General features: G+C 62.5%; 25 protein-coding genes and 1 tRNA gene. 10 read left to right on the forward strand and 16 right to left on the reverse strand.

What is annotated here, in order from left to right:
- Positions 1-427 precede the first annotated feature (427 nt).
- The 7 genes from G584_RS0107395 to G584_RS0107425 are packed head-to-tail and all read left to right on the forward strand — an operon-like array spanning position 428 to position 6,595.
- Complete coding sequence (locus tag G584_RS0107395) at positions 428-1,396, forward strand: C4-dicarboxylate TRAP transporter substrate-binding protein (RefSeq protein WP_028494057.1); 969 nt, start codon at positions 428-430, stop codon at positions 1,394-1,396.
- Positions 1,397-1,422: 26 nt separating this feature from the next.
- The gene (locus G584_RS0107400; RefSeq protein WP_028494058.1) at positions 1,423-1,887 is read left to right on the forward strand and encodes a TRAP transporter small permease; all 465 of its coding nucleotides are present in this window, start codon (positions 1,423-1,425) and stop codon (positions 1,885-1,887) included.
- 5 nt (positions 1,888-1,892) lie between these two features.
- The gene (locus G584_RS0107405) at positions 1,893-3,164 is read left to right on the forward strand and encodes a TRAP transporter large permease (RefSeq protein ID WP_028494059.1); all 1,272 of its coding nucleotides are present in this window, start codon (positions 1,893-1,895) and stop codon (positions 3,162-3,164) included.
- Positions 3,165-3,171: 7 nt separating this feature from the next.
- Positions 3,172-3,876, forward strand: a complete 705-nt coding sequence (locus G584_RS0107410; protein ID WP_028494060.1) for an SDR family oxidoreductase — start codon at positions 3,172-3,174, stop codon at positions 3,874-3,876.
- Positions 3,873-4,916, forward strand: a complete 1,044-nt coding sequence (locus G584_RS0107415; RefSeq protein WP_038050888.1) for an Ldh family oxidoreductase — start codon at positions 3,873-3,875, stop codon at positions 4,914-4,916. The genes G584_RS0107410 and G584_RS0107415 overlap by 4 nt, the downstream gene beginning before the upstream one ends.
- The gene (locus G584_RS0107420) at positions 4,909-5,856 is read left to right on the forward strand and encodes a sugar kinase (RefSeq protein ID WP_028494062.1); all 948 of its coding nucleotides are present in this window, start codon (positions 4,909-4,911) and stop codon (positions 5,854-5,856) included. Before G584_RS0107415 ends, G584_RS0107420 begins: the two co-directional genes overlap by 8 nt.
- 10 nt (positions 5,857-5,866) lie before the next feature.
- Entirely contained in the window at positions 5,867-6,595 is a 729-nt protein-coding gene (locus G584_RS0107425) for an SDR family NAD(P)-dependent oxidoreductase (RefSeq protein WP_038050890.1), read from the forward strand.
- A gap of 305 nt (positions 6,596-6,900) precedes the next feature.
- Here the strand turns inward: G584_RS0107425 and mutM are convergent, their stop codons facing one another.
- From mutM to G584_RS0107505, 15 genes are all read right to left on the reverse strand, one after another.
- Positions 6,901-7,710: a DNA-formamidopyrimidine glycosylase gene (mutM, locus tag G584_RS0107430; protein ID WP_028494064.1), complete on the reverse strand. Its 810-nt coding sequence runs from the start codon at positions 7,708-7,710 to the stop codon at positions 6,901-6,903.
- A 5-nt stretch (positions 7,711-7,715) separates the two neighbouring features.
- A complete protein-coding gene (locus G584_RS0107435; protein WP_028494065.1) occupies positions 7,716-8,075 on the reverse strand; it encodes an acyl-CoA thioesterase in 360 nt (119 codons plus the stop codon).
- 12 nt (positions 8,076-8,087) lie between these two features.
- Entirely contained in the window at positions 8,088-8,327 is a 240-nt protein-coding gene (locus G584_RS0107440; protein WP_028494066.1) for a 4a-hydroxytetrahydrobiopterin dehydratase, read from the reverse strand.
- A 51-nt stretch (positions 8,328-8,378) separates the two neighbouring features.
- Positions 8,379-8,455 (reverse strand) — tRNA-Met (locus tag G584_RS0107445).
- A gap of 9 nt (positions 8,456-8,464) precedes the next feature.
- Positions 8,465-9,841, reverse strand: coding sequence for an FAD-binding oxidoreductase (locus tag G584_RS0107450; protein ID WP_028494067.1), 1,377 nt, complete (start codon positions 9,839-9,841; stop codon positions 8,465-8,467).
- Between the two features lie 10 nt (positions 9,842-9,851).
- A complete protein-coding gene (locus G584_RS0107455; protein ID WP_028494068.1) occupies positions 9,852-10,988 on the reverse strand; it encodes an MFS transporter in 1,137 nt (378 codons plus the stop codon).
- Positions 10,988-11,140 carry a hypothetical protein gene (locus tag G584_RS12795; RefSeq protein ID WP_169378085.1) on the reverse strand — a complete coding sequence of 51 codons (153 nt, stop codon included), beginning with the start codon at positions 11,138-11,140 and terminating at the stop codon, positions 10,988-10,990. The genes G584_RS0107455 and G584_RS12795 overlap by 1 nt, the downstream gene beginning before the upstream one ends.
- 14 nt (positions 11,141-11,154) lie before the next feature.
- Positions 11,155-11,706 (reverse strand): GNAT family N-acetyltransferase, encoded by a 552-nt coding sequence (locus G584_RS0107465; protein WP_038050892.1) that lies wholly within the window; start codon positions 11,704-11,706, stop codon positions 11,155-11,157.
- Positions 11,707-11,708: 2 nt separating this feature from the next.
- Complete coding sequence (locus G584_RS0107470; RefSeq protein WP_028494069.1) at positions 11,709-12,470, reverse strand: ABC-2 family transporter protein; 762 nt, start codon at positions 12,468-12,470, stop codon at positions 11,709-11,711.
- Positions 12,471-13,199, reverse strand: coding sequence for an ABC transporter permease (locus G584_RS0107475; protein ID WP_028494070.1), 729 nt, complete (start codon positions 13,197-13,199; stop codon positions 12,471-12,473).
- Complete coding sequence (locus G584_RS0107480; protein ID WP_015716361.1) at positions 13,184-14,113, reverse strand: ABC transporter ATP-binding protein; 930 nt, start codon at positions 14,111-14,113, stop codon at positions 13,184-13,186. The genes G584_RS0107475 and G584_RS0107480 overlap by 16 nt, the downstream gene beginning before the upstream one ends.
- Positions 14,110-14,730, reverse strand: coding sequence for a 7-cyano-7-deazaguanine synthase (locus G584_RS0107485; RefSeq protein WP_028494071.1), 621 nt, complete (start codon positions 14,728-14,730; stop codon positions 14,110-14,112). The genes G584_RS0107480 and G584_RS0107485 overlap by 4 nt, the downstream gene beginning before the upstream one ends.
- 278 nt (positions 14,731-15,008) lie before the next feature.
- Positions 15,009-16,487 carry a hypothetical protein gene (locus G584_RS0107490; protein ID WP_028494072.1) on the reverse strand — a complete coding sequence of 493 codons (1,479 nt, stop codon included), beginning with the start codon at positions 16,485-16,487 and terminating at the stop codon, positions 15,009-15,011.
- 206 nt (positions 16,488-16,693) lie between these two features.
- Positions 16,694-17,653 carry an aldo/keto reductase family protein gene (locus G584_RS0107500; RefSeq protein ID WP_028494073.1) on the reverse strand — a complete coding sequence of 320 codons (960 nt, stop codon included), beginning with the start codon at positions 17,651-17,653 and terminating at the stop codon, positions 16,694-16,696.
- 43 nt (positions 17,654-17,696) lie between these two features.
- Positions 17,697-17,900, reverse strand: coding sequence for a CDGSH iron-sulfur domain-containing protein (locus tag G584_RS0107505; RefSeq protein WP_028494074.1), 204 nt, complete (start codon positions 17,898-17,900; stop codon positions 17,697-17,699).
- Between the two features lie 33 nt (positions 17,901-17,933).
- On the opposite strand from G584_RS0107505, the gene G584_RS0107510 reads away from it, so the two are divergent.
- A complete protein-coding gene (locus G584_RS0107510; protein WP_028494075.1) occupies positions 17,934-20,246 on the forward strand; it encodes a penicillin acylase family protein in 2,313 nt (770 codons plus the stop codon).
- A gap of 11 nt (positions 20,247-20,257) precedes the next feature.
- On the opposite strand, the gene G584_RS0107515 is transcribed toward G584_RS0107510, so the two are convergent.
- A complete protein-coding gene (locus G584_RS0107515; protein WP_028494076.1) occupies positions 20,258-22,354 on the reverse strand; it encodes an AAA family ATPase in 2,097 nt (698 codons plus the stop codon).
- Positions 22,355-22,423: 69 nt separating this feature from the next.
- On the opposite strand from G584_RS0107515, the gene glgC reads away from it, so the two are divergent.
- A complete protein-coding gene (gene glgC, locus G584_RS0107520; protein ID WP_028494077.1) occupies positions 22,424-23,668 on the forward strand; it encodes a glucose-1-phosphate adenylyltransferase in 1,245 nt (414 codons plus the stop codon).
- 2 nt (positions 23,669-23,670) lie between these two features.
- A complete protein-coding gene (locus G584_RS0107525) occupies positions 23,671-24,357 on the forward strand; it encodes a SagB/ThcOx family dehydrogenase (RefSeq protein WP_028494078.1) in 687 nt (228 codons plus the stop codon).
- Positions 24,358-24,366 lie beyond the last annotated feature (9 nt).

Consider the following 24,366-nt stretch of genomic DNA (forward strand, 5'->3'; position numbering starts at 1 on the left):
ATCTGCCTTTTATCGTTCAACCTCTTGGGCGAATGGATCTCTCGTTACCGGGTTTGCCCTTCTAGTCCAGAGCCGTTCTCCTCTTTGCCCCGTGTTGCTGGAGGTTCTTCTAGGGTCCAGGTGTTGGCGGTTTGGTGCAGAACCTAGGTCCCGGGGTCCAGAGTGGGGGGCGTGATTTTGGGGTTTCAAACGGGGCAGCGGGAAAGGGTACTGCGAGGCGGGGTTCCATGGGCGCAGGTGGGGGCTAGCAGGTCCGAGAGGGGGCTTTTTGAAATCGGGCCTGTTGTTCAAGGCTTGGCGTGAGTTCCGCGAAAGGGGGTGGGGTAGGGATGGGGTTAGGTAGGCCTAATGCTCTTGACACTATGTGGAGCATTGTGTTATATAGTGAAACAAAGAGGAGAGGCGGTAAACAGAAGGGGGGATAAGGATGAGGAAGCGGCTCTTGGTTCTTTTAACCCTGGTCCTCGGGGTGGGAGTGGGCCTAGGCCAGACGTATACCCTGCGGTTTAATCACGTATTGGGACCAAACCACCCCTACCATGCCGGGTTCCAGACCTGGGCAGAGCGGGTGGCCCAAAGAACCAATGGGGATCTGAGGATTCTGGTTTTTCATAGCAGCCAGCTTGGTATAGAAGAAGATATCATAGAGCAGTTGCGTCAAGGTGTTCCCTTAGGGCAGAACACGGACGGGGCGCGCTTGGGTAACTATGTGCGGGAACTGGGTGTTTTCAACGGCCCCTATTTTGTGGATGATTACGCTGCTGTGGAACGGCTAGCGACCCTTCCCACAGTCCAAGGTTGGATTGAGAGGTTAGCCCAGCGGTACGGTATTCGTGTGGTTTGTTTCAACTGGGTACAGGGATATCGTCATTTCATGACCAACCGTCCCGTGCGTCGACCCGAGGATTTAAGAGGGCTTAGGATTCGTACTCCACCGGCCCCCGTGTGGCAGGAATCGGTCCGGGCTTTGGGTGCGACCCCCATTGCCCTGCCGTTCGGAGAAATCTACTCTGCCCTTCAGCAGAGGGCCATCGATGGGGTGGAATTGGTTTACGCCAACATACCGGACATGAGCCTATGGGAAGTCCTTCGGTATGTTAATGAGACCAAGCATTTCCTTCTCATCAACTTCCAGGTGGTTGGCGAAGCTTGGTACCAGCGTCTTCCTGCCAACTATCGTCAAATCCTTCGGGAGGAATGTGTACGGGCGGGGAGGGAGACTTCTCAGCGCATTTCCCGCGAAGAGGGACAGATCAGGGAGCTTGCTAAGCAGAGGGGTATGACCATCGTCACGGATGTTGACTTGAGTGCTTTCCGCAAGGCGGCTGAGGTGGCTTACCAGCGCTTGGGGCTTAAAACCATACGGGATGCTCTTTATCAGGCGTTGAAACGGTGAAAAGTCTCGTTAGGAGGCCGTAGGGCATGAGGGGCTGGTGGTCTTCTCTCCAAGGAGTGGAGGATGTTCTAGCGAAGATCTGCTTGCTCCTTTCCGCTTTGATTGTGTTTGCAGGAGGGGTAGGGCGCTTTGTCGGGCATCCGTTGGACTGGTCCATGGACTTTGCTACGTTTTGTTTTGCTTGGGCCACGTTTTTAGGAGCGGACCTAGCCTTTAAGGAGAATCGGCATGTCGCGGTGGAGATCCTGCTTGGTCGACTTCCCGAAGCGTATCAACGCTATGTTCGCACCTTGATATGGGGCCTCATTGTCCTTTTCCTCTGCGTGCTGATTGTCTACAGTGCCTTGGCTGCCTATCAGGTGCGCTTCCGTAGCTTTCAGGGGATCCAGGGTTTTAGCTATTCGTGGGTAATGCTAAGCGTGGCTGTAGGGAGCTTGCTCATGATGTTGACTGCTTTAAGGAGGCTACGTGAAGCGGGTAGAGGAGAATGATTATGTTGCTAATAAGCTTTTTGGTATTCCTGACGCTGCTCCTCTTGGGAATGCCCGTGGTTTTCGCTATAGGGATTGGGGGCCTAGTCTACTTCCTTACGCAGCCCGAACTTCAGCTGACTATGCCGGTGCAACTTGCACTGGCAGAAACCCAGAATTTTTCCCTGCTAGCCATTCCCACCTTCATCTTAGCTAGCAATCTCATGAACGAATTGGGTGTTACGCGGCGACTCCTGAGGGTTGCCTATGCCTTGACTAGCTTTGTGCGGGGTGGGTTGGCTCACGCAAGTATAATCCTTGGCTTCCTTATGGGCGGGGTTTCGGGGTCGGCTATAGCAGACGCCACCATGCAGGCCAGGCTTTTGGGGCCTGAGATGGTGCGTAAAGGTTTTTCCAAGGGTTTTATTGCAGCACTTCAAGGTTTTGCCGGCCTGTTGGCTGTAGCCATTCCTCCTAGCATTGGTCTAATTCTCTACGGAAGTATCGGCCAGGTGTCGATTGGCCAGCTTTTCGCCGGAGGAATTGGGCTAGGAGTGCTTATGGCTCTGATTTTCTTGTTCACGGTGACGATTTTGAGTTCGAAACTCCCAGCCAAAGAGGGTTCCTTTGATGGGGCCCAGATTTTGTATGCCCTTAGGGATGGTTTCTGGGCTGTACTATTTCCCCTGCTCCTCTTGGTCACCCTTCGCCTGGGTGTCTTTGTACCTTCCGAGGTGGGGTCTGCTGCGGTTGTATACGCTCTCCTCGTTGGCGTGGTTTATAGGGAGCTTTCCCTAGAGCGGATAGGTAGGGCTCTCTCCAACTCTGTCCGCGACGTGGGTATGGTTTCGTTCCTTATAGCCATGGCTGGGGTATTGGGGTACGGAATGAAGTGGGAGATGATTCCCCAGCAGGTTTCCAGATTTCTTGTCGGGGTAATAGAGGATCCTCAAGTTGCGTTGATTCTCATCCTAGTATCCCTTCTTTTGCTGGGAACGATTTTGGATTCGACGGTTATGATCATAATGCTTACCCCCATATTGGTGCCGGCCGCCAAGGCCCTTGGTATTGACCTGGTGTATTTTGGGGTGCTTATGGTCATGGCGTGCGCCATAGGCTTACTCACGCCACCCGTGGGGCTTTCCATGTACTCTGTCTGCTCAATTATGGGGTGTGGTATTCAGGAGTATGTTCGGGAGGGGTGGCCGTTGTTTGTGGCAGCCTTGACGACCCTGATTATCGCCCTTTTATTCCCCCAGGTAGTTCTCTTTTTGCCAGAAGTTCTTTTCAGGAGGTGAGTGCGATATGAAGCTAAAGGGGAAAAAAGCCCTAGTTATAGCTGCGGGGCAGGGAATCGGGAGGGCTATAGCCATTGCTTTCCGCGACGAGGGGGCCGAAGTGCTCGGAGCCACCTTGCACCCAGAGAAGCTTCAGGGCGTGGTCCCTGCAGTGCACTTAGATGCCACGAACAAGCGGGCGGTGTTTGAGCTTATAAATAGCCTGGAGAGGTTGGATATTTTGGTCAACGCTCAAGGTATTGTGCCCGTAGGGGGTATTATGGAGGCCACGGATGAAGATTGGGACCAAGCTTTCTTATTGAACGCGAAGAGCATTTTTTGGTCGATGCAGGCGGCTCTGCCTAAGTTGGCAGCTCAGGGGGGTGGCGCCGTGATCAATATCGCCTCGGTAGCTGCCTTTAAAATGGTTCCCAACCGCTTTATTTACACCGCCACCAAAGCAGCCGTTGTGGCTATGACCAAGGCAGCGGCTTTGGAGTTTGCTCCAGCGGGAGTACGGGTCAATGCGATTTGCCCGGGTACGGTGGACACCCCTTCTCTACGGGAGCGGGCGGGGGGTGAGGAGGGCCTGAGGGCGTTTGCCGAGCGTCAAGCTTTGAAGCGCTTGGGCCGTCCGGAAGAGATTGCAGCTTTGGCAGTTTACTTGGCTTCTGATGAGGGCTCTTTTGCCACGGGGAGCGTGTTTGTGGTCGATGGGGGCATGAGCCTATGATCACGTTGCCCGCGGAGGAACTTCGACGCTTCGCAGAAGGGGTTCTAAGGGCGGCTGGGGCGGATGAAGTTTCAGCACGTTCCACTTCACAGGTCTTGTTGGATGCGGACCTGAAGGGAATTCATAGTCATGGGTTGGTGCGCCTTCCTATCTATGTGCGCCGGCTTGAGCACGGGTTGGTTAACCCAGCTCCGTCCCCCCGGGTTCTTGATGAGCGTGGAGCTGTTGCCGTTATAGATGGGGATCATGGCTTGGGGCCAAGGGTAGGGTTATTTGCGGTAGAGAAGGCTAAGGAGTTGGCTAAAAGGGAGGGTGTGGGCGTAGTAGGGGTACGGCGAAGTTCCCACTTTGGTGCGGCTGGATACTACACGGAAGTCCTCGCCCAAGAGGGAATGTTGGGTCTAGCGCTGACCAACGCGGAACCAGATGTTGTGCCGTTCGGCGGAAAGAAGCCAGCGCTGGGAACTAACCCAATAGCCTTTGCCGCTCCTGCCCCGCAGGGAATCATCTTGGTAGATCTGGCCACTTCGCAAGCTGCTATGGGTAAGGTTTTCATGGCCCGGGCAAAGAACACCAGGATTCCCTTGGATTGGGGAGTAGACGAAGACGGCTTTCCTACGGATGATCCTCATAGGGTTAAGGCGTTACTGCCCCTAGGGGGAGCTAAGGGGTATGCCCTTGCTTTGATGGTAGAAGTGCTTGCGGGGGTGCTCACAGGGGCTGGGATTACGCAGTCCATAGGCCGAATGTACGACGACTGGCATCGCCCCCAAAATGTAGGTCACTTGTTCATAGCGGTAGAGCCCAGCTTCTTTTTGCCCAAAGAGGACTTTCAGAGGCGGGTAGCATGGTTGTGGGATCAGATTAAAGCCACGCCGCCTGCGCCAGGTTTTTCCGAAGTCCTTATACCTGGGGAGCGAGAATTTCGCCTTAGGGGTGAGCGCCTTATTCACGGTGTGCCCCTCGAGGAGGCCGTTGTCCGCTCCTTACAAGAGTTAGGTCGGCGCTACGGGATGACCTTGGAGGTGGGCCATGTCTGAGGTGGTAACTGCTGGAGAAGCCATGGTGCTTCTCTTGCCTCCAAGGCAGGGTTACCTTCGTCATCAACCGTACCTCGAGGTGCGCGTGGGGGGAGCTGAGGCTAACACGGCCGTGGCTTTAGCCCGGCTTGGTTTTTCTGTGAGTTTTCTCACGTTTTTGGGTCAGGATGAGCTGGGTGAGTTGGTCCTGAACCGTTTGCGTGCAGAAGGAATTCAGGTTTTTTCCAAACGAACAAGAGCACCTACCGGGCTCTACCTACGTGAGTGTTTGCCCAGTGGCCGAGGGCGGGTTTTTTATTACCGCCAAGGCTCTGCGGCGAGTTTTATGCACCCCGAATCGTTTAGTCCGGAACTCCTAAACGAAGCAAAGCTTTTCCACCTAAGTGGGGTCACCCCCGCGCTTTCGGAAAGCACAAGGTCCTTTACGCGCTGGATCTTGCAGGAGGCCAGGAAGCGTAACGTGGTGGTTAGCTTTGACGTGAATTATCGCAAGAAGCTTTGGGTACCTGAGGAGGCTAGGGTCTTTGTGGAGGATATCCTTCCTCTGATCGACATTCTCTTTCTAAGCGAAGAGGATGCGGTCCTCTGGTCTGAGGAGGGATTTGAAAGGGAAGAGGAACTGCTTGGAGCCCTTTCTGCCAAGGGGCCGAGGGAAGTTGTATTAAAGCGAGGGAAAAGAGGAGCTCTGGGCTTTTCCAACGGATCTTTCTTGGAGTCAAGGGGATTCCCTGTAAAGGAGGTAGATCCTGTGGGAGCTGGGGACGCCTTTAATGCAGGCTATCTGGCAGGGTTTCTGTGGGGTCATCCCTTGGAGGAAAGGCTCAAACTGGGCAATGCGCTGGGGGCTTTGGCGGTGACGAACCTAGGGGACTATGAGGGAGCGCCTTCCAGAGAGGATCTTTTTGGTTTTTTGGCGGAAGATTTGAGTTTGGATCGCTAGGGGTGAGACCATGCGGGTGGCTTTGGTCACCGGAGGAAGCCGGGGGATAGGAAGAGCCCTGGCGGAGGAGCTTGCAAAGAGAGGATTCAAGGTGGGTATAGCTAGTCGTCATCCCGAAGATGCGGTAAATGCCTTTACCCAAAAGGGGTTTTCCGCGTTTGGAGTGCCTATCGATCTGGAAAGGGACCCCCCTGAGAGAGCGGTGGAACTTGCTCGTGGTCAAGGGGACATCCATGTTCTCGTCCATGCGGCAGGGGTTAATGTACGCAAGCCTGCACTAGAGCTTTCCTATGAGGATTGGCGGCGAGTTTTATACCTTCACCTTGATGTTGCTTTTCTCCTGGCGAAGGCGGTGGCCCCGCAGATGATGCGCGCAGGCTGGGGGCGGATCCTTTTCATAGGATCTGTGACTACCTTTACCGGGGGAGGACCTGTGCCCATTTCTGCTTATGTTTCCGCAAAAACGGGACTGTTGGGTTTGACGCGGGCCCTTGCTAAGGAGTGGGCCCCCTTTGGGATCCGGGTCAACCTCCTTTGCCCAGGCTACGTCAAAACGGAGTTCACTGCCCCCGTGTGGAATACCCCGGATTTGTACCAGTCCATCACCCATCGTATTCCTCTGGGTCGCTGGGCTTCCCCAGAGGAAATCGCTAAGGTGGGGGTATTGCTCTGCACGGAGGATGCGGATTATCTTACGGGCCAGGCTGTGGTGGTAGATGGGGGTTTTCTAGCGTATTAGGGGGCCAGGAGGGTTGTGTGAGGGATGGGGCGGAGGCCGCGTGTAGGGGCTTGGATTTTAGGATACGAAGCTGGGGAGGGGGCATACCCAAAGGCCACGGGATGGGCCAGCGTCTTGCCTTGGCGGCTTAAGGGTTCCTAACTTGGGGGGAAGCTGGGGACTGCGGAGTTGCGTCGGGTTAGGGGAGGTAGGTCTTGGGTGGTTCGGTTTGTTCTTGACAAGGGTCCGGGCTTGAGCGGTTTGCTTGGGCCAGGGGCTACATCCGGGCGGGATACGCCATCCCCAAGGAAGGCCTGAGGGAGGTGCTAGAGGAGGCCATGCATACCTTGGCACCGGGGGCAGAAGTGGGTGCTCCTTCCCCCCACCACCCTCTTGGCGATGGGTGTGCCGCAAACCGGGCAGGGAAGCCCTGTGCGGCCGTAGACGGCGTGGCGCATCTGGAAGCTTCCCGGAAGGCCATCGGGCTGCTGGTAGGTGCGGTCGGAAAGGGTGCTTCCTCCCAAGAGGATGGCCTCGGCGAGCACCTTCTTAAGGGCTGCGAAAAGCCTTTGCGCTTCGGCTTCCGTAAGCTCCCGTCCCCGGCGGAAAGGGGAGAGGCGGGCTCTAAAAAGGGCTTCGTCCGCATAGATGTTCCCCACCCCGGCGGCCAGGCGCTGCTCCAGAAGGAGGGTCTTGAGGGGCTTTTGGCTTCCCTTTAGCCCCAGCCAGAACTCGTGGAACCGAAAATCCTCTGAAAGGGGCTCCGGGCCCAGTTGAAGGAGAAGGGGGATCTCCTGGTAATCCCCCTTCCTCACCACCCAGATGCGGCCAAAGCGCCGGGGGTCGTGGAAGAAGACCTCCTGGTCCTCCAGCTGGAAGGCCACCCGGGTGTGGAGGGTCCTTTCCAGGCGAAAGCCCCCCGTCATCCCCAGGTGGACCACCATCTCCCACCCTTCCGTGAGGGCGAAGAGGAGGAACTTCCCCCGGCGCCGGATTCCCTCTACCCTTTGGCCTGCCACCCGTTCCGTGTGGCGGTAGCGCCTGGGATCCCGGTGTTCCAGTTGGAGAAGCCTCTTGCCCACAAAGAGGGGAAGAAGTTTCCTCCGGGTGATTTCCACTTCCGGTAGCTCGGGCATGGGGTCTAGTCCACGGGCACGGGCTGGCCCTTCTCGTTCACCGCCACGTAGGTGAGTTCCCCCTTGGTGGCCAGTACCCGGCCATCTTCCTGGCCGAAGTGCTCCTTATAGACCTCCACCTCCACCGTCAAGGAGGTGCGCCCCACCCGCACCACCTTGGCCACCACCTCCAGGAGGTCCCCGGTACGGATGGGTACCTTGAACTCCACGCTGCTCACTGCCACGGTTACCACGGGCTTTCGGGCCCTGCGGGCGGCGGCGTAGGAACCCACCTTGTCCATAAGGCCCAGCACGAAGCCGCCAAAGGCAGCCCCCAGGGGATTGGTGTGCTCGGGGAAGACGAGCTCTAAGGTGCGTGCCTCCATACCTTTCCCAGGCTACCCCAGGAGAAGGTCGGTGAGGCGGGCCATCTCCCGGTCTTTCTCGGTGATGCCACCGGCGCTATGGGTCCACCACTCCACCATGACCCGCCCCCACTCCACGGTGAGGCGGGGGTGGTGGCCCTTGGCCTCGGCCAACTCGGCCACCCTGTTGGCGAAGGCCATGGCCTCTTGGAAGTTGGCAAAGCGGAAGGTTTTGACTAGGCGCTCGGGGTTTTGCCAGGTTTCCCAGTCCATGCCTTAAGGGTAAGGGAAAACCCCGGGCGCCCGTGTGCCCGGGGTTTCGTTTGGTTGCGGGGGCGGGATTTGAACCCGCGACCTTCGGGTTATGAGCCCGACGAGCTACCAGGCTGCTCCACCCCGCGTCGCCATCCTTAACTATAGCGGGAAGAAGGGGGTGTGTCAAGCACCTTGCCCGGGTTCAGGAGCCCCTCGGGGTCAAGGAGGTCCTTTAGTTTTCGCATCCATTCCAGAGCAGTCCCGTGTTCTAAGGGTAGATACTTCTTCTTCCTCAGGCCCACCCCGTGTTCAGCGGTGCAGGTGCCTCCCAGCTCCAAGGCCCTTCGCACCAGGGCTTCGGCGTAGGCCTCCGCCTTGGGGTAGTCCTGGGGCAGGATGGGGACCAGGGTGTGGAAGTTCCCATCCCCCACGTGGCCCAGGATGTTTCCGGTAAGGCCCATTTCCTCGAGAAGCCCTTGGGCGTAGCGCACCATCTCCGGTAGACGGGAAAGGGGGACGGCCACGTCGGTGATCACGAAGCGATGGCCTGGGAAGAGGTGCACCAGGGCCCAGTAGGCCTGGTGGCGGGCTTCCCACTGGCGCCTGCGCTCCTCTTCGGTCTTGGCGGCCTCCACCTCCAAAGCCCCTGCCTCCCGCATGATCTCCAGGGCCAGGGCGCTTTCCGCCTCCAGGGCCTCCCGGGTGGAGGAGTGGAACTCCAGGAAAAGGGCAGGCCGCTCGGGGAAGCCCGTGCCCAGGTGGCGGTTGAGGGCCTTCAGGGCGAACTCGTCCAGAAGCTCCAGCCGGGCCACGGGAAGCCCGCTGGCCATCACCCGGAAGCTGGCCTCCGCCGCCTCCTCCACCCCGGGGAAGAAGACCCTTAGGGTGTGGACGTGCTCGGGGAGGGGGTGGAGCCTTAAGGTGAGGCGGGTGATGACCCCCAGGGTGCCCTCGGAGCCGATGAAGAGGTCCTTCAGGTCGTAGCCGGCGCTGGTCTTGCGCACCGGGCGCCCCAGCTCCAGCACCTCCCCGTTGGCCAGGACCACCTGCAGGGCGAGGATGTTGGCCCGCATCCCCCCGTAGCGCACGGTGGTGGTGCCGCTGGCGTTCGTGGCCGCCATGCCCCCTAAAGAGGCGTCCGCCCCCGGGTCCACGGGGAAGAAGAGGCCCGTGCCCTTCAGGGCCTCGTTGAGGGCCTTGCGGGTGAGGCCGGGCTCCACCACGCAAAGGAAGTCCTGGGGCCTCACCTCCAGGATGCGGTTCACGCGGCTCAGGTCTAGGCTGATGGCCTCCTGCACCGGGTAGAGGTGGCCCTCGAGGCTCGTCCCCGCCCCATAGGGGATCACCGCCACGCCCCACTCCCGGGCCCAGTGGAGGGCCTTCTGCACGTCCTCCACGCCCTCCGGGTAGACCACGGCCAAGACCGGCCTGGCCTCGGGGTAGCCCTCGTCTTTTCCATGGCGCAGGCGTTCGCTTTCCGAGAGGTCCACCTGTCCGGGGAAGAGGCGTCTTAGGGCCTCGAGCTTTTCCATACCCCTGAGTTTACGCCGCCCTTCCCCTTCTCCAAAGAGGGGCCAGGCCGAGGAGGAGCCCCCCGGCCAGGAGGAAGGGGAGGGGAAGGGCCACCCCCGCCAGGGCCCCGCCCAGGAGGGGGCCTAAGGGGGCCAGGGCCCCACTTAGGAAGAGAAAGCCTCCCGCCACCCGGCCCCGAAGCTCCGGGGGGGCCTCACCTAGGCGGATGGCCCCGGCCACTGCGCCGAAGAGGGCACCTCCAGCCCCCAGGAGAAAGGCCGATCCCGCAAGGAGGGGCCAAGGGGGAAGGAGAGCTCCTCCCAAAAGACCGAGCCCCGCAAGGCCCAGGGCTAGCCTTAGCGTCCTCCCTTCCCCCAGCCTTCCCAAGACCGCCCCTACCAGGAGCCCTCCCAAGGCCCCTCCGAGGCTTTGGGCCGCGCCCAGAAGGCCCAAGACCCAGGGGGCTTCCCCCAGGCCCCGCAGGACTAGGAAGGGCAGGAGGCCAGCGAAGAGAGCATAGGCCACGTTTAGGAGGGCTTCCAAGATGAGAAGGGGGCGGAGAGGGCTTTGCCAAAGGAAGCGCAGGCCCGAGAGGCTTCCCCCTTCGGGCCTCCCCGGGGGCCTTGGGGGCAGGGGGAGGGTGCGGTAGAGCCCGGCCGCGAGGAAGAGGAGCCCGCTTCCCAGGCCTACGGTCCAAGGGCGGCTTCGGGTGAAGAGGAGGCCCGCGAAAAGGTCGGAGAGGGTGTCGGCGGCGGTGTAGAGGGCTCCCAGCTTCCCCCGGGCTTGGGCTAAGGCCTCTTTGGGGAGGAGGTCAGCGAGGAGAGCCCCGGCAGCCACCATCCGCAGGGCCTCCAGGAGGGCGAAGAGAAAGCCCAAGAGGTAGAGGGGGAGGGGAGAGGGGGCACCGAGGAGGGGAAGGAGGGCCAGAGTGAGCCCTCCCTGGCCCGAAGCGGCCAGGAGGAGGAGCCTGCCTCTGGGCCACCGGTCGGCTAGATGTCCCCCATAGAGGGCGAAAAGGGGCTCGGCCAGAAGGCGCAAGGTTAGGGCTAGGCTAGCCTCCAGGGGACTTAGGGCCCCAAGGGCGGCCAGGGTGGCGTGGGCGAAGTAGAAGAACCCCGCCCCGAAGAGGCGGAGGGCTTCCAGGGCAAGGAGCGGGGCCGCAAGCATTAGGGGACGCTGGTCAAGAAGAGAAGCCTGCCTTCCGGGGTCCCCTCCACCTGGGTGGGCGCGTGCAGGTTCCAGGCGAAGGGCTTCACGTGGACCCGCCGCGTCCGGCCGCCGATCTTGGCCTCCTGCGCTTCCTTAAGTGCCTCCTTCACTGAGGTCTTTGGAGCTAAGCCTCCCCCATCCCTTTGCCTTCTTGCCAGTCTCTCGCCGTTATCCCATAGATTTCCATGTCTTCCCATCGCCCAAATCTCCAAACGGCATCCCTCCGCCTTCCTTCCCACGTAAAGCCGACCCGCTTTAGCAGGCGGGTGGAGGCTTCATTGGAACTCAGCACGTTAGCTTCCACCCGGTTTAAATTGAGCCCCTCAAAGGCATACCGAAGTACCAAGCGGCTGGCTTCGGTTCCTAAGCCTTCACCCCGCCTAGACTCTTCGCCCAAGATTATGGCAAAGAATGCGGAGCGGTTTCGCCAGTCTATCGGCTGAAGGGCGACCTCGCCCACGATCTCTTCCGTTTCGCGGTGGATCACGGCAAGGACCCTGGCGTTGGGGTTGGCTCGCAACTGCTGAAGCCAGGCCTCCATCTCCTCCAGCGATTTGGGCAAGGGGTCGCCGAAGAAGGCGCGTGCGATAACCTCCTCCTTGTACATCCATGCGATGATTTTTGGCAGATGAGCTCGCTGTATCGGATCTAAGCGGACTTTTTCCCCCACGAACATTCCTACCCTCCCGGGGCGACGTAGCGGCGCAGGCCTACCCAGAAGCCTACACTTCCCAAGGCGAAGAATCCGAGGCCAGAGGCCCAAAGCGTGAGGAGGCCAGAACCCTCCAAGACGGCCCGTGCCGGTAGCGGCCCCAGCCAAAAGGCTGGGATCAGGCTAAGCAGAAGCGCCTTGATGGTGGGTTTGTACACGTTGGGAGGCCAGGTGGCAAACTGAACGAGCCCGGCGTAGGCCACCGGGAGCAGGCTTTGCACCCTGAGGCCCCAGAGGGATAGGGAGGCCAAGGCGAGGAAGAAGCCCAAGGCCACTAGGGAAGCGCCTATCAGGGCGCATAGGGCGTAGAGCCAGTTCACGCCGAGGAATACCAGGGTTCCCATGGACCAAAGAAGGTCACCTAGACCTGTGGGCTGGAGGCGAAGGGAAAGGAGGTAGGGCAAGGGAGGAACGGGAAGCGCAAGGTGGACTTCTAGCTCCCCCGTTTCCGCCAAACGGGCTAGGCCCAACACCCCGCCCCAGAGCACCTGCAAAAGCCCCAAGGCGCCAAAGGCCATCGCCCAGGTGAGCACTAGGTCCTCAAAGCGGAAGCCCCGTACCTCAGGGAAGCGCAGGAAGAAGAGGTAAAAGACCAAGAGCCAGAGGCTGTTGTTGATCCCTCTAGCCAGGATGCTTGCCCAGAAGCCCGTGGAGTCCTGCCACGCCTCTAGGAAACGGCCTCTCAGCAGCAAAGGCCAGGCTCTAAACCACCGGGACCAGGCCTCCATCTACACCTCCCCTCTTTCCGATAAAGCGGCCAGGGCTCGAGGAAAAAGGCGGGCCAGAAGCCCTAGGAAAACCAGGATCCAACACAGGCTAACCAGAAGCCAAACCGGTTCACCCCCAGCGGCCACACGGGCCGGCAGGTAGAAGGTCGCGGCCAGAGGTTGGAGGAGGAGGGCTCCACCTTCGGGCCAAAACTCCAAGGGCAGCACCACGGCTCCCCCCAAGAGCCGCAACATCTCCAGGAGGACTCCCAGGGCCATGGGTGAGGTAGACCGAAAGGTCAGCAAGGCGAAGGTGAGTTCCAAAAGGAAGTTCAGGATGAGGCCCAAAGCCAAGGCCGGAAGGCTCCAAAGGCTTAGGGAGGCAGATAGTCCTAGCGCCCCAATGACCGCGCCCCCCACGGCGGCCACCAAAGGGATCTGAAGGAGGGTGGTGGCCAAGTAGCGTTGAAAGCGAAGGAAGACAAAGGGGTACGGAAGGGCCAGGCGTAGGCCTAACTCTCCCCTCTGGGCCTCCTGGTGAAGCTGGCCCCAAAACCTGGGTACCCCCATGTAGAGGGCCTCTGCCGCCCAGAGGTACCCTAGGACCCACGGCGGCGCTTCCAGGCTTCCCCAAAGGGAAAAAAGCACTACATAGACGATTAAGGTGTAGCCGAGGTATAGTGCCATTCCCGGCCAACCCCGCCAGGCCTCCTTGAGATGGAATCCCAGGACGGCTAGGTGCGAAGCCACTCCTCCATCACCTCCTCCAGGCTGGGTTCCTGGACGGAGACTTCCCGCATGCTCCCGAGGGCCAGCATCTGCGATAAGAAGCTAGGAATTTCCTCCGGGGCAACCTTAGCTTCTAGAACATACCCCCCCTCGGAAACGTTGGCCCCTGGGGGAGGGTTTCCCTGGAAGGGATCCTGGAAGAGCACCCTGACGCGGCGGAAGTTCAAACCCCTTCGGAGGGTGGCGAGGTCTCCTAGAAAGGCCACCTTCCCGCGCCGCAGCACCAGGGCTCGCTCCAGGACCCCTTCCACTCCCGAGAGCTCGTGGGAAGCCAGGATGAGGGTAGTACCCCGGTTGGCCTTAAGGGTTTGTAGGAGCCCTAAAACAGATTTGCGCCCCAAGGCGTCTAATCCGATAAAGGGCTCGTCCAAAAGGAGGAGCTCCGGTTCGGGTAGGAGGGCCAAGGCCAGTTCCGCCCGGTTGCGTTGTCCCAGGGAAAGGCGGGAGGCGGCAACCCCGAGGAGGGAGGTGAGGCCCAGGGCCTCCGCCACCTCCTGGATCCTACGCCTGGTGTGCGCCCGGGAAAGCCCGTAGAGCGCTCCCCAGAGCTTTAGGTTTTCCTCCACGGAAAGCAGGGGCGAAAGGCGGGATCGCCCGCCCAGAACAAGCCCGTAGCGGCGGGCCAGCCGGGTGCGGAAGCGCCAGGGATCCAGCCCCCAAAGCCGGGCTTCTCCTTCTTTGGGCAGGAGAAGTCCAGCCAGAACCCGGATCAGGGTGGACTTGCCAGCCCCGTTCCCTCCAAGAAGGGCCAGGCCCTCCCCGGGACCAAGGCGAAACGTGACCCCCTGGAGGGCCTGCACTTCCTCCTTAGCCCTCCGGAAGGTCACCCCTAAGCTGCGGGCTTCTACGGTGGGCTTGATCTCGTCGTGGATCACCGGGCTAGGGCCTTAGCGTCCGCAAGAGCGAAGGCTTCTTCACGGGCAATGCAAGGGTTGCATGCCCCACACGGGGCTTCCCCTGAGGCAACGCAACTCCACGTTTCTTCAAGCGGCACTCCGAGCTCGTGGCCCAGAGCCACCACTTCTTGCTTGGTAAGCCCTGAAAGGGGCATCTTGAGTTGAACTTGGTTAAACTCCAAAAATTTCTTCACGAGGGCAAGGTACGCCTCCAGCCTGGGGTGAGAAGCAAAATCGTCCTTGATGACGCCCAGGTAGACTTCCTCCACGCCCATTTTGGCCGCTAGGGATCCCGTGATGGGGGTCATCGTACAAGGGTCTGTCCAGCCAGCCTGTATCGGTTCCCTTCCAGGGAAAGCCAGCTCCGGTGGGCTGAAAAGACGATCTCCGAGCTCAAAGTGAGGCACGCGGTTCCGGTAAACGGCTACACCAAGGCGAGAAGCCACCTTTTCCGCTGCCCTCCACTCCCTTTCGGCGGGAGGGGTACCCAGGTCCAGGTAAACTGCCACGAGGCCTTCCAGCCTTTCCTGCTTCTTTAGCTTGTAGAGGAGGACGCTGGAATCTACGCCGCCGCTGAGCATCACCAGCCTTTTCATGCCTCATCCCTCCTTTAACCCGGAGGAAGCTTCCTCTTCCGGGTTAGCCCCAGGGTAGCAGGGGGGAGGTTACGCGAGGTTACGTGGAAAGGGTTCCGCGGCTCACATCTTGCGTAACCTCGCGTAACCCTTGACCGCCCGTGTAACCTTCCTTGTGGCACCCTGGGGGCATGAGGGGCAAGGCCCTTTGGCTTTGGCTTTTGGCCTGGCTTCTCCTCCTGGCCCGGCCTTCCGGGCCCGCTTTGGCCTGCTGGGACCCCAACTGCGTCCCCCCGGCCTCACACGCCGTACTCCCGGCGGAGCCTCGCCACCCGGGCCCGGGCGATGGGAAGGCGGGGGTCTTCCGGGGGTAGCCTCTCCAGGAGGGCCTCCCAGACCTCCAGGTCCTCCCCCAGGCGCTCGGCCAGGAGGAAGAGGTTTTCCACCTCGCCCTGGGCCAGCACGGCTTGCCTCAGGGCCTCCTCCAGCTCCACGCGGAGTTCCTCCACCCCGGGGGCCTGGCTCCAGGGGAGGAGGGGGCCCCGGTAGAGGGCCAGGGCCTCCTCCAGGTCTCCCCAGGAGAGGGCCCGGAGGAAGGCCGAAAGGTCCGAGGGGGGAGGGGTTTCCAGGCGATAAGGAGCGCGGGAGACCCGGAGGCCCTTTTCCCGCAGGCGGTGGAGGAGAGCCTTCAGGGCCCCCAGGTTGGGCTCCCCGTAGAGGGCCTCCGCCAGGGCCTCCCCCGGTAGGCCCTCCTCGCGGGCGAGGAGGAGGGCCAGGGCCTCGGTGCCCCTGGGGCCCAGGGAGGGAAGGGGGCCTCCCCCGAGGAAGCGAAGGAGGGGCGCCTCGGCCGGGCCCAGGAAGAAGGCCCGGGCCTCCGGGCGCAGGCCGGGGGCAAGCCCCGGGGCCAGGGGGGCTTCCACCTCCACCCCGAGCGCCTTTAGGCGGGCCTCGGCCAGGAGGGCGTAGGGGGCCCCGTCCTCCCGCAAAAGGCTGTGGGCGGCGAGGAGGCAGGCCTCATCCCCTTCCTGAAGCCCCCGGGCGAGGAGGTAAAACCCCCAGGGCCAGCCCTCCCGGGGGAGGAAGGCCTGGGCCCCTTCTAGGAGGAGCCGGACCTCGGGGGGGTCCAGGGCCAAGGCCCCGAGGGCCAGGAAGCTCGCGAGGCTTGGCGGCTCCAGGAGGGGGAGGAGGCCCCGGAGGAGGTTCCTTGCCCGCCTCGGGCTTCCCCGGAGGAGGTGGGCCAGGGCCAGGGTGTGCCCCGCGAGGAGGCGCACCCCGGGGGAGGGGTGGGGCAAAAAGGGCTCCGCCTCCTCCAGGACCGAAGGGAGGGGGGTGGTGCCGAAGAAGAGCTCGAGGCGCAAGTGATGCAAGGTGGTCCAGGGGGAGGGGTCCTTCAGGCGGGCGAGGGCGGCGTGGCCCAGGGCCTCGGGCCGGCCCAGGCGCTCCAGGGCCATGGCCAGGGCCAGGTGGAGCCGGGCCTCCCCCTTGGCGTCCCCCTGGAAGCGGCTTAGGGCCTCCTCCAGGGCCAAGGCCCCCGCCCTTGGGGGAAGGGCCAGGCCCAGGTGGTAGAGGGTGAGGGGGGTCTGGGCCCTCTGGGCGGCCTCCCAGGCCAGGGCCCGGTAGGCGCTCGAGTTCCCCTTGCGGGCCTCCACGAAACCTAAAAGGGCCAGGCGTTCCGCCTCCGGGAGGTCCTCTTGGGCGCCTTGCAAAAGGGCCAGGGCCTCCCCGTCCTTCCCCTCCTCCAGGAGGCGGAGGGCCGGGGCGAGGAGAGGCTTCCCCATAGGGGAAACCTACAGGCTCCCCCTTCCCTTGGGAGGGAAGGGAGGCACATTGCAGGGGCACCCCTTGGCCTTGCTCCGGCGTCCGGGCCCGATCACGTCGGGGGCGCGGGCTCCTCCTTTGCCAGAACGGCGCCGCCCTCTTTCCGGTTCGCCAGGAAGAGGGCCAGGCCCGCTACCTCCTCCACCTGGACCTGGCCTTAAGCCCCCTAGGCCTCCCCCTTGAGGATGGCTTCAATCCGCTCCAGGGCATCCTTGGGCAGGTCCACCCCGGCGGCTCCCAGGCTTTCTCGGATCTGCTCGGGCCGGGTGGCCCCGGTGATGGCGCTACTGATTTCAGGAAGCCTAAGCACCCAGGCCAAGGCCAGCTGGGTGCGGGTGAGGCCCAGCTCGTCCGCCACCTCCTTGAGCTTCAGCACCTTCTTCCGGTTTTCCTCCGTGAGGAAGCGCTCGGCGAACTGGGGGTAGCGGGCGAAACGGCTGTCCTCGGGGATTCCCTGGTCGTATCGCCCGGTGAGCATGCCCATGGCCAAGGGGCTCCAGACCACCAGGCCCACGCCGAAGCGCTCTGCCTCGGGGAGGATCTCGTTTTCCACCCGCTCCCGGTAGAGCATGGAGTACTGGGGTTGCTCCACCACAGGCGGGTGGAGGCCGTTTTCCCGGGCAAAGGCCACCGCCTCGGCGATCCTGGCGGCGGGCCACTCCGAGGTACCCCAGTAGAGGGCGTAGCCCCTTTCCACGATGGTGTGCATGGCGTAGACGATCTCCTCCATGGGCACCTCGGGGTCATAGCGGTGGGCGAAGAAGAGGTCCACGTAGTCGGTCTTTAGCCGCTTCAGGCTTTGGGTGATGCTCTCCAGGAGGTGTTTCCGGCTTAGGCCCCGGTCGTTGGGGTCCTCCGACATGGGCCAGTAGGCCTTAGTGGAGAGGACCAGGGTGTGCCGGGGAAACTCCCTAAGCACCTCCCCCATGATCTCCTCCGCCAACCCCCGGGCGTAGACGTCAGCGTTGTCAAAGAAGTTCACCCCGCCCTCGTAGGCGATCCTGACGATCTCCCGGATGGTTTCCTTGTCCTTCACCACATCCCCGAAGGTGACCCAAGCCCCCAGGGAGATCTCCGAGACCTTAAGCCCCCATTTGCCCAGTTTCCGGTAGCGCATCTCGCCCATGGCTACCGGAGTTTACCCCTCGAGGCGGAAATTGACCAGCGGGTCAGTCCCCCATCTCCAGCTCCCCTCCCGGGGCCTGGAAGCCGATTCGCTTGTGGGTGCCGTCGCAGAAGGGCTTGTTCCCCGATCCCCCGCAGCGGCAAAGGGAAACCCTTCCCTCTCGAACCTCCTCCCGTTCCCCGATGCGCACCACGATGCGCTGGCCTTCCAAGCGGATGGGCCCGTTTTCCACGAACACCAGCCTCATGATTCCTATGATAGTGGTATACTCGGTCCAACTATGAAACGCCTTTTGCGGGTTTTTGCCTGGCTTTTGGGCCTGGCCATCCTGGCGGTTTTGGGGGTGGTTCTGGCGGCCTATGTCACCCTGCGGGCCTCCCTGCCCCAGGTGGAAGGGCGGGTGGCCCTCAAGGGGCTTTCCGCACCCGTGGAGGTGGGGCGGGATGCCCGGGGGGTGGTGCGGATCCGGGCCCAGACCCTAAAGGATCTCCTCTTCGCCCAGGGCTTTGTTCACGCCCAGGAAAGGCTTTGGCAGATGGAGTTTCAGCGGCGGGTGGGCCAGGGAAGGCTTTCCGAGGTGCTGGGGGAGGCCACCCGGGCCCAGGACCGCTTCCTGCGCACCTGGGGCTTTTACCAGGCGGCAAAGAGCGCCTACGAGCGGCTTTACCCTGAGGAGAAAGAGGCGGTGGACGCCTACGTGGCCGGGGTGAACGCCTTTTTGCAAAGCGGGGCTCCTCTTCCCCCCGAGTTCCGCCTCCTGGGCTTCCGCCCCGAGCCCTGGACGGGGCCGGATGTGTTGGTCTGGGCCAAGATGATGAGCTTTGACCTTTCCGGGAACTGGGAGGAGGAGCTTCTGCGCCACCGCCTCCTGGCCCGGGGGATCAGTCAGGAAAGGCTTTTGGAGCTCATTCCCCCTTACCCGGAGGATGCCCCCACCATCCTGCAAGGGGAGGACCTGGAGCTTCCCCTGAAGCGGGAGGAAGCCCCGGCGGCCCTGCTTAGGATGGCCCCGCCCCGTTTCCTGGAGGCCAGCAACAACTGGGTGGTGGCGGGAAGCCGCACGGTCACGGGAAAGCCCTTCCTGGCCAACGACCCCCACCTGCGCCTGGGGGCTCCCAGCCTCTGGTTCCTCATGGCCCTTGAAGCCCCCGGCTACCGGGTTATCGGGGCCAGCCTCCCCGGGGTTCCCGGGATCGTCATCGGGCGCAACGACCGCATCGCCTGGGGGGTCACCAACGTGGGGGCGGATGTACAGGACCTCTACCTCCTGGAGGACGTGGGGGGGAAAGGGTACCGCTACAGGGGCCAGGTGCTTCCCTACCGGGTGCGGGAGGAGAGGATCCCGGTCGAAGGGGGAAAGGAGGAGATCCTTCGGGTGCGGGAAACGGTCTATGGACCGGTGATCACCGACGCCCTCGAGAACCCTCCCCAGGTTCCCATGGCCCTTCGCTGGGTGAGCCTGGATGAGGAGGACCACATCCTCATGGCCTATCTGGGGATCAACCGGGCGCAGAACTGGCAGGAGTTCGTGGCCGCCCTAAGCCACTACTCCGCCCCCAGCCAGAACTTCGTCTACGCCGATGCGGACGGCAATATCGGCTACATCGCTCCCGGAAAGTTTCCCATCCGTAAGGAAGGGCACACGGGCATGGTGCCGGTGCCGGGGAATGGGGAATGGGACTGGCAGGGCTACCGCAAGCCGGAGGAGTGGCCCAAGGTGTTGAACCCCAAGGAGGGCTTCCTGGTCACCGCCAACAACAAGGTAACCCCCGAGGGCTTTCCCTACGCCCTCACCTACGACTGGGCGGAGCCCTACCGGGCGGAGCGTATAAGGGAGCTGCTTCTCGGCAAGGAGAAGCTTTCGCTTGCGGACATGCGGGCCATTCAGCAGGACCAGAAGACCCTCCTCTTCCGGGACTTCCGCCCGGTGCTGGAGCTTCTAAACCCCCTCTCCGAAAGGGCCAAGACCGTTCGGGAAAGGCTTTTGGCCTGGGATGGAACCATGGATAAAAGTTCGGAGGAGGCCCTGGTCTTCGCCCTGTGGTACACGGAGCTCACCCGCCTGCCCAAAAGGGAGGTGGGGGAGGAGTTCTGGGACGAGCCCCGCTACCTCCTGCGGGCCATGCGGGAAGGGGATCCAAACTGCGACCAGCCGAACACCGAGTACCGGGAGTCCTGCCTGGACTTCGCCGCCTTGGCCCTGGAAAGGGCCTTGGACCGGAAGGAGGCCTTGAGGGTGCGCTCCTGGGGCCAGGTGCACCGGGCCACCTTCCCCCATGCGGTCCTCACCCACACCCCCTTGAAGCGGTTTACGGACCGGAGGGTTCCCTTTGGCGGGGACCGGTACACGGTGAACGTGGGCCCCTTTGACCCTGAAACCCTCCTCATGTCCCATGGGCCCAGCTACCGCCAGATCGTGGACCTGGCCCATCCGGAGGCCTCCCTCTTCATCCACCCCATGGGCCAGACGGGGCACTTCCTGGCCCCTGGCTACGGGGACCTCCTGCCCCTTTGGGCCGGAGGGGAGTACCTGCCCATGGCCTTCGCCGCCCCGGCCCGGGAGAGGGTGTTGCTTCTGGAACCCGGGCGTTAGCCGAAGCCGCCTTACGGGGAGGGGTTCTCCTCCCCGTTTTCCATCTTGCGGAACTCCCCCAGGACCTCCCGCACCTTGTCGTGGACCCAGTAGGCCTTGCGGCCGAAGAGAAGCTCTATGGCCTGGTCCACCTCCTCCACCGCATAGAGGTGGAAGCGTCCCTTGGCCACCGCCTCCACCACCTCCTTCCGCAGGGTCAGATGAGGAAGGTTGGCCTTGGGAAGCACCACCCCCTGGCTTCCCGTGAGCCCCAGGGTTTGGCAGACCCGGAAGAATCCCTCCACCTTCTCTGCCACCCGGCCCACGGCCAAAACCCTTCCCGTCTGGTCTATGGCCCCGGTGACCGCCAGGTCCTGCCTTAGGGGAAGGCCAGAGATGGCGGAAAGCACCGCCAAAAGCTCCGCAAGCCCCGCCGAATCCCCCTCTATGCCCCCGTAGCTTTGCTCAAAGACCAGGCTCACCGTGGCGGAAAGGGCCCCCAGGCTGGCGTAGCTTCCCCGCAGGTAGCCCGCCAGGGTGAGGACCGCCTTGTGGAACACCTGCCCCCCCAGGCCCACTTCCCGGTCGATGGAAAGGATGCCCTCCCGCCCGGGGCCTGCCTGGGCAGTGATGCGCACGGGCCGCCCCCGGGGCAGGGGGCCTTCCACCACCACCAGGCCGTTGATCTCCCCCACCCGCATACCCTTTACCTCGAGGGCCACCACCCCCTCCTCGAGGTCCTTCAGGTAAAGCTCCTCTTCCAAGCCGAACCGCTCCTCCCTTGCCAGGAGGGCTTTTTCCACCGCTTCCCGGTCCAGAGGGTGCTTGAAGGCCGAAGCTTCCTTTGCCAGGTCTAAAAGGCGGTAGAGCCTGGCGTCCAGGCGTTCCTTGTGCCCGGCCCAGCGCCGGGCCTCGTCCGCCAGGGCGGAGAGACCCTCAGGGGTCAGGGCCACCCCCTCGGCTTGCAAAAACCCCCCCAGGTAGGCCACGTTTTCCTTCGTATAGGGGATCTCCGGGCTGAACTCCACGCGGAAGGGGAAAAGTTCCAGGAATTCCTCGTCCTCCTCCAGGAAGGCGATCACCTCCGGGGGGCCCACCAGGAAGACCTGGGCCTTGAGGGAGGCGGGTTTGAGGCGGGGGCCCTTGACCTCGGGCCTGGGGGAGATGGGTTCCACCTCCTCCGTGGCCAGGGCCCGCTTCAGGAGGGTGTAGCTTCCGAGTTCCCACACCCGGTGGGCCTCGAGGACCAGCACCCCTCCCGTGGCCCGGTGCAGGGCCCCGGGGCGCAAAAGCCCCAGGTGGGTGGAGAGGAGACCCTCTTGCATCTCGTACTCCAGGTGGCCGAAGAGCCTTTCCGGGCTGGGGTTGGGCTCATAGACCACCCGGTCCCCTCCCTCCACCAAAAGCCGGGGTAGGAGCTTTTCCAGCTTGAGGGTTTCCTCCAAAGCGGCGGCCCGCAACAGGGTTTCCGTGATCCAGTCCAGGTAGCGGCCCGCCTGGGGGAAGCGCCTTTTAAGCTCCTGGGCCTTGGGCAGGAGGAAGCGTTCGGCAAAGCCCCGCCTCAAGGCAGCCACTTCCGCTTCCGCCCGCTGCCGCACGTCCACGTAGGCCAAGACGGTTTCCTCCAGCTTGGCGGAAAGCTCTGGGGGCATGGGACCCTTCCCCGATAGCCTCAGGCCCCCTTCCCCTTCCAAAAGGGCAAACCCGTAGCCCTCCGCCTCCTGGGCCAGGGCTTTCAGGAGGGCTTCGGCCTCCTTCTCGTAGCGGGCTTCCACCAGGCTTTTGGCGTAAAGGAAGCCCTTTTCCCGGAAGAGGGCGGGGGTGAACTCGGCGAGGAGGGCCTCCACCCCTTCCACCAGGGCCCGGCCCTGCCCCTCGGGGAGGAGAAGGGGGAAGGCTTCTTCCCCCAGGGGAAGGTACACCAACTCTTCCTTGGGAAAGGGGCGGTCCTGCAGGTAGGCGAGGAGGCGTTTTCTTTTGCCAAGGCCGCTTGGCCCCACCAAATAGCCGTGCCCCCCCTGGCGGAAGGCGGCCTCGAGGGCCTTAAGGGCCCGCTCTTGGCCGAAGAAGGGGGGAGCAGGTTTGGGCTCGGTGGGTGGGGTGAACCAGGAGAGATCGCTAACCCGCATCGGGCTCACTATACCCGGACCCACGCCCTAAGGGGCCTGGGGTAAACTAGCGGACAAAGGAGGGATTTCATGGTTAAGGTGGAGGTCCTGGGCATGATCCTGGCGGGTGGACAGGGGAGCCGCCTCTACCCCCTCACCGCCAAGCGAGCCAAGCCGGCGGTGCCCTTCGGGGCCAAATATCGGATTATTGATTTCGTCCTGAACAACTTCGTGAACTCGGGTATCTACTCCATCTACGTCCTCACCCAGTTCAAGGCCCAGTCCCTCACCGAACACATCCAGCGCTACTGGCGCTTCGGGACCTTCCTGGAGGACCACTTCATCCTTCTGGTGCCCGCCCAGATGTACCGTTACGAGGAGCTGGGCCCCGTGTGGTACCGGGGTACCGCCGACGCCATCTACCAGAACCTGCACCTGGTGCACAACCACGCCCCCATGGCCGTGGCCATCTTTGGCGGCGACCACATCTTTAAGATGAACATCCGCCACATGGTGGAATACCACTACGAGAAGCGGGCCGACATCACCATCGCCGCCTACCCTGTGCCGGTGGAGGAGGCCCGGCGCTTTGGGGTTTTGCAGGTGGACGAGGAGTGGCGCATCACCGAGTTCCAGGAAAAGCCCCAGAACCCCAAGCCCATTCCCCGCAAGCCCCACTTGGCCCTGGCCTCCATGGGCAACTACATCTTCCGCACCGAGGCCCTCTTTGAACTCCTGGAAGCCGATGCCAAGGAGAGTGCTTCCAGCCACGACTTCGGCAAGGACGTGATCCCCCGGGCCCTTAAGGAGGGGTACCGGGTGTTTGCCTACGACTTTCACCGCAATCCCATTCCTGGCCAGGAAGGTCCCAACCTGTACTGGCGGGACGTGGGTACCCTGGACGCCTACTTTGAGGCCAGCATGGACCTGGTGAAGGTGGTTCCCGAGTTCGACCTCTTCAACCCCGAGTGGCCCCTCAGGACCGCCAACCTTTTCAGCCCCCCCGCCAAGTTCGTCCACGAGACGGGGGAACGAGTAGGACGGGCGCTGAACAGCCTTCTGGCGGGGGGAGTCATCGTGAGCGGGGGGACGGTGCGGGAGTCGGTCCTCTTCCGGCGGGTACGGGTGAACTCCTACAGCCTGGTGGAGCGCTCCGTCCTCTTTGACGACGTGGAGGTGGGCCGCTACTGCAGGATCCGCAACGCCATCATCGACAAGGACGTGAAGATCCCTCCCCATACCGAGATCGGCTACGACCTCGAGGCCGACCGCGCCCGGGGCTTCACCGTTACCCCGGAAGGGGTGGTGGTGGTGCCCAAGGGGTACCGCTTTTAGCCATGGAGAAGCATCCGGGTAAGCTTTTCTATCGCCTTTCCCGCCTGGCCCAAGGGGAGGAGCTTCCCCTAAAGCGGAAGCCCAAGTCCAAGGTTTACGCCAATCCCCTGGAAACCCAGGCCCTGCCTCCCTTCCGGGAGGAGGGAGGGCCGCCTTTGTTCCGGGTTCTTTCCCAGCTCAGGCCCCTCTTGCCCGAGGTGGGCTCGGCCCTGACCCTCAAGGATCTTTCCCAGGTCCTCTATCCCTTGGCGGAGCGCTCGGGGAGGCGGGGCTTCCCCTCAGCGGGGGAGGCTTATCCCTTGGAGGCCTACCTGGTGGTGCGCCGGGTGGAAGGGGTTTTCCCAGGGATCTATCACTACTTCCCCAAGGAACACCAGCTCTTCCAGATCGCCGCCAGGGTGGAGGAGGCCTCCTGGTCGGAGGCGCTTTTGGGTCTTAACCTCGAGCAGGTGGCGGCCCTTTTGGTCTTCACCCTGGTTCCGGAAAGGAGCGAGGCCCTTTTCGGCCTCAGGGGATACCGGTACGCCCTTCTTGAGGCGGGTTACGCCGCAGGCTTGGTTCTCCTTTCCGCCATCGGTCAGGGGCTGGCCGCATACCCGGCTGAAACCTTTTATGATGAGATGGTGGCTCACCTCTTGCGGTTGCCCGAGGGGGAATACCCTGGGGTGGTGGTGATTCTGGGACGCTAGGTATTTGGG

The sequence above is a fragment of the Thermus antranikianii DSM 12462 genome (assembly GCF_000423905.1).
In the GTDB taxonomy this organism is placed as follows: Bacteria; Deinococcota; Deinococci; order Deinococcales; family Thermaceae; genus Thermus; species Thermus antranikianii.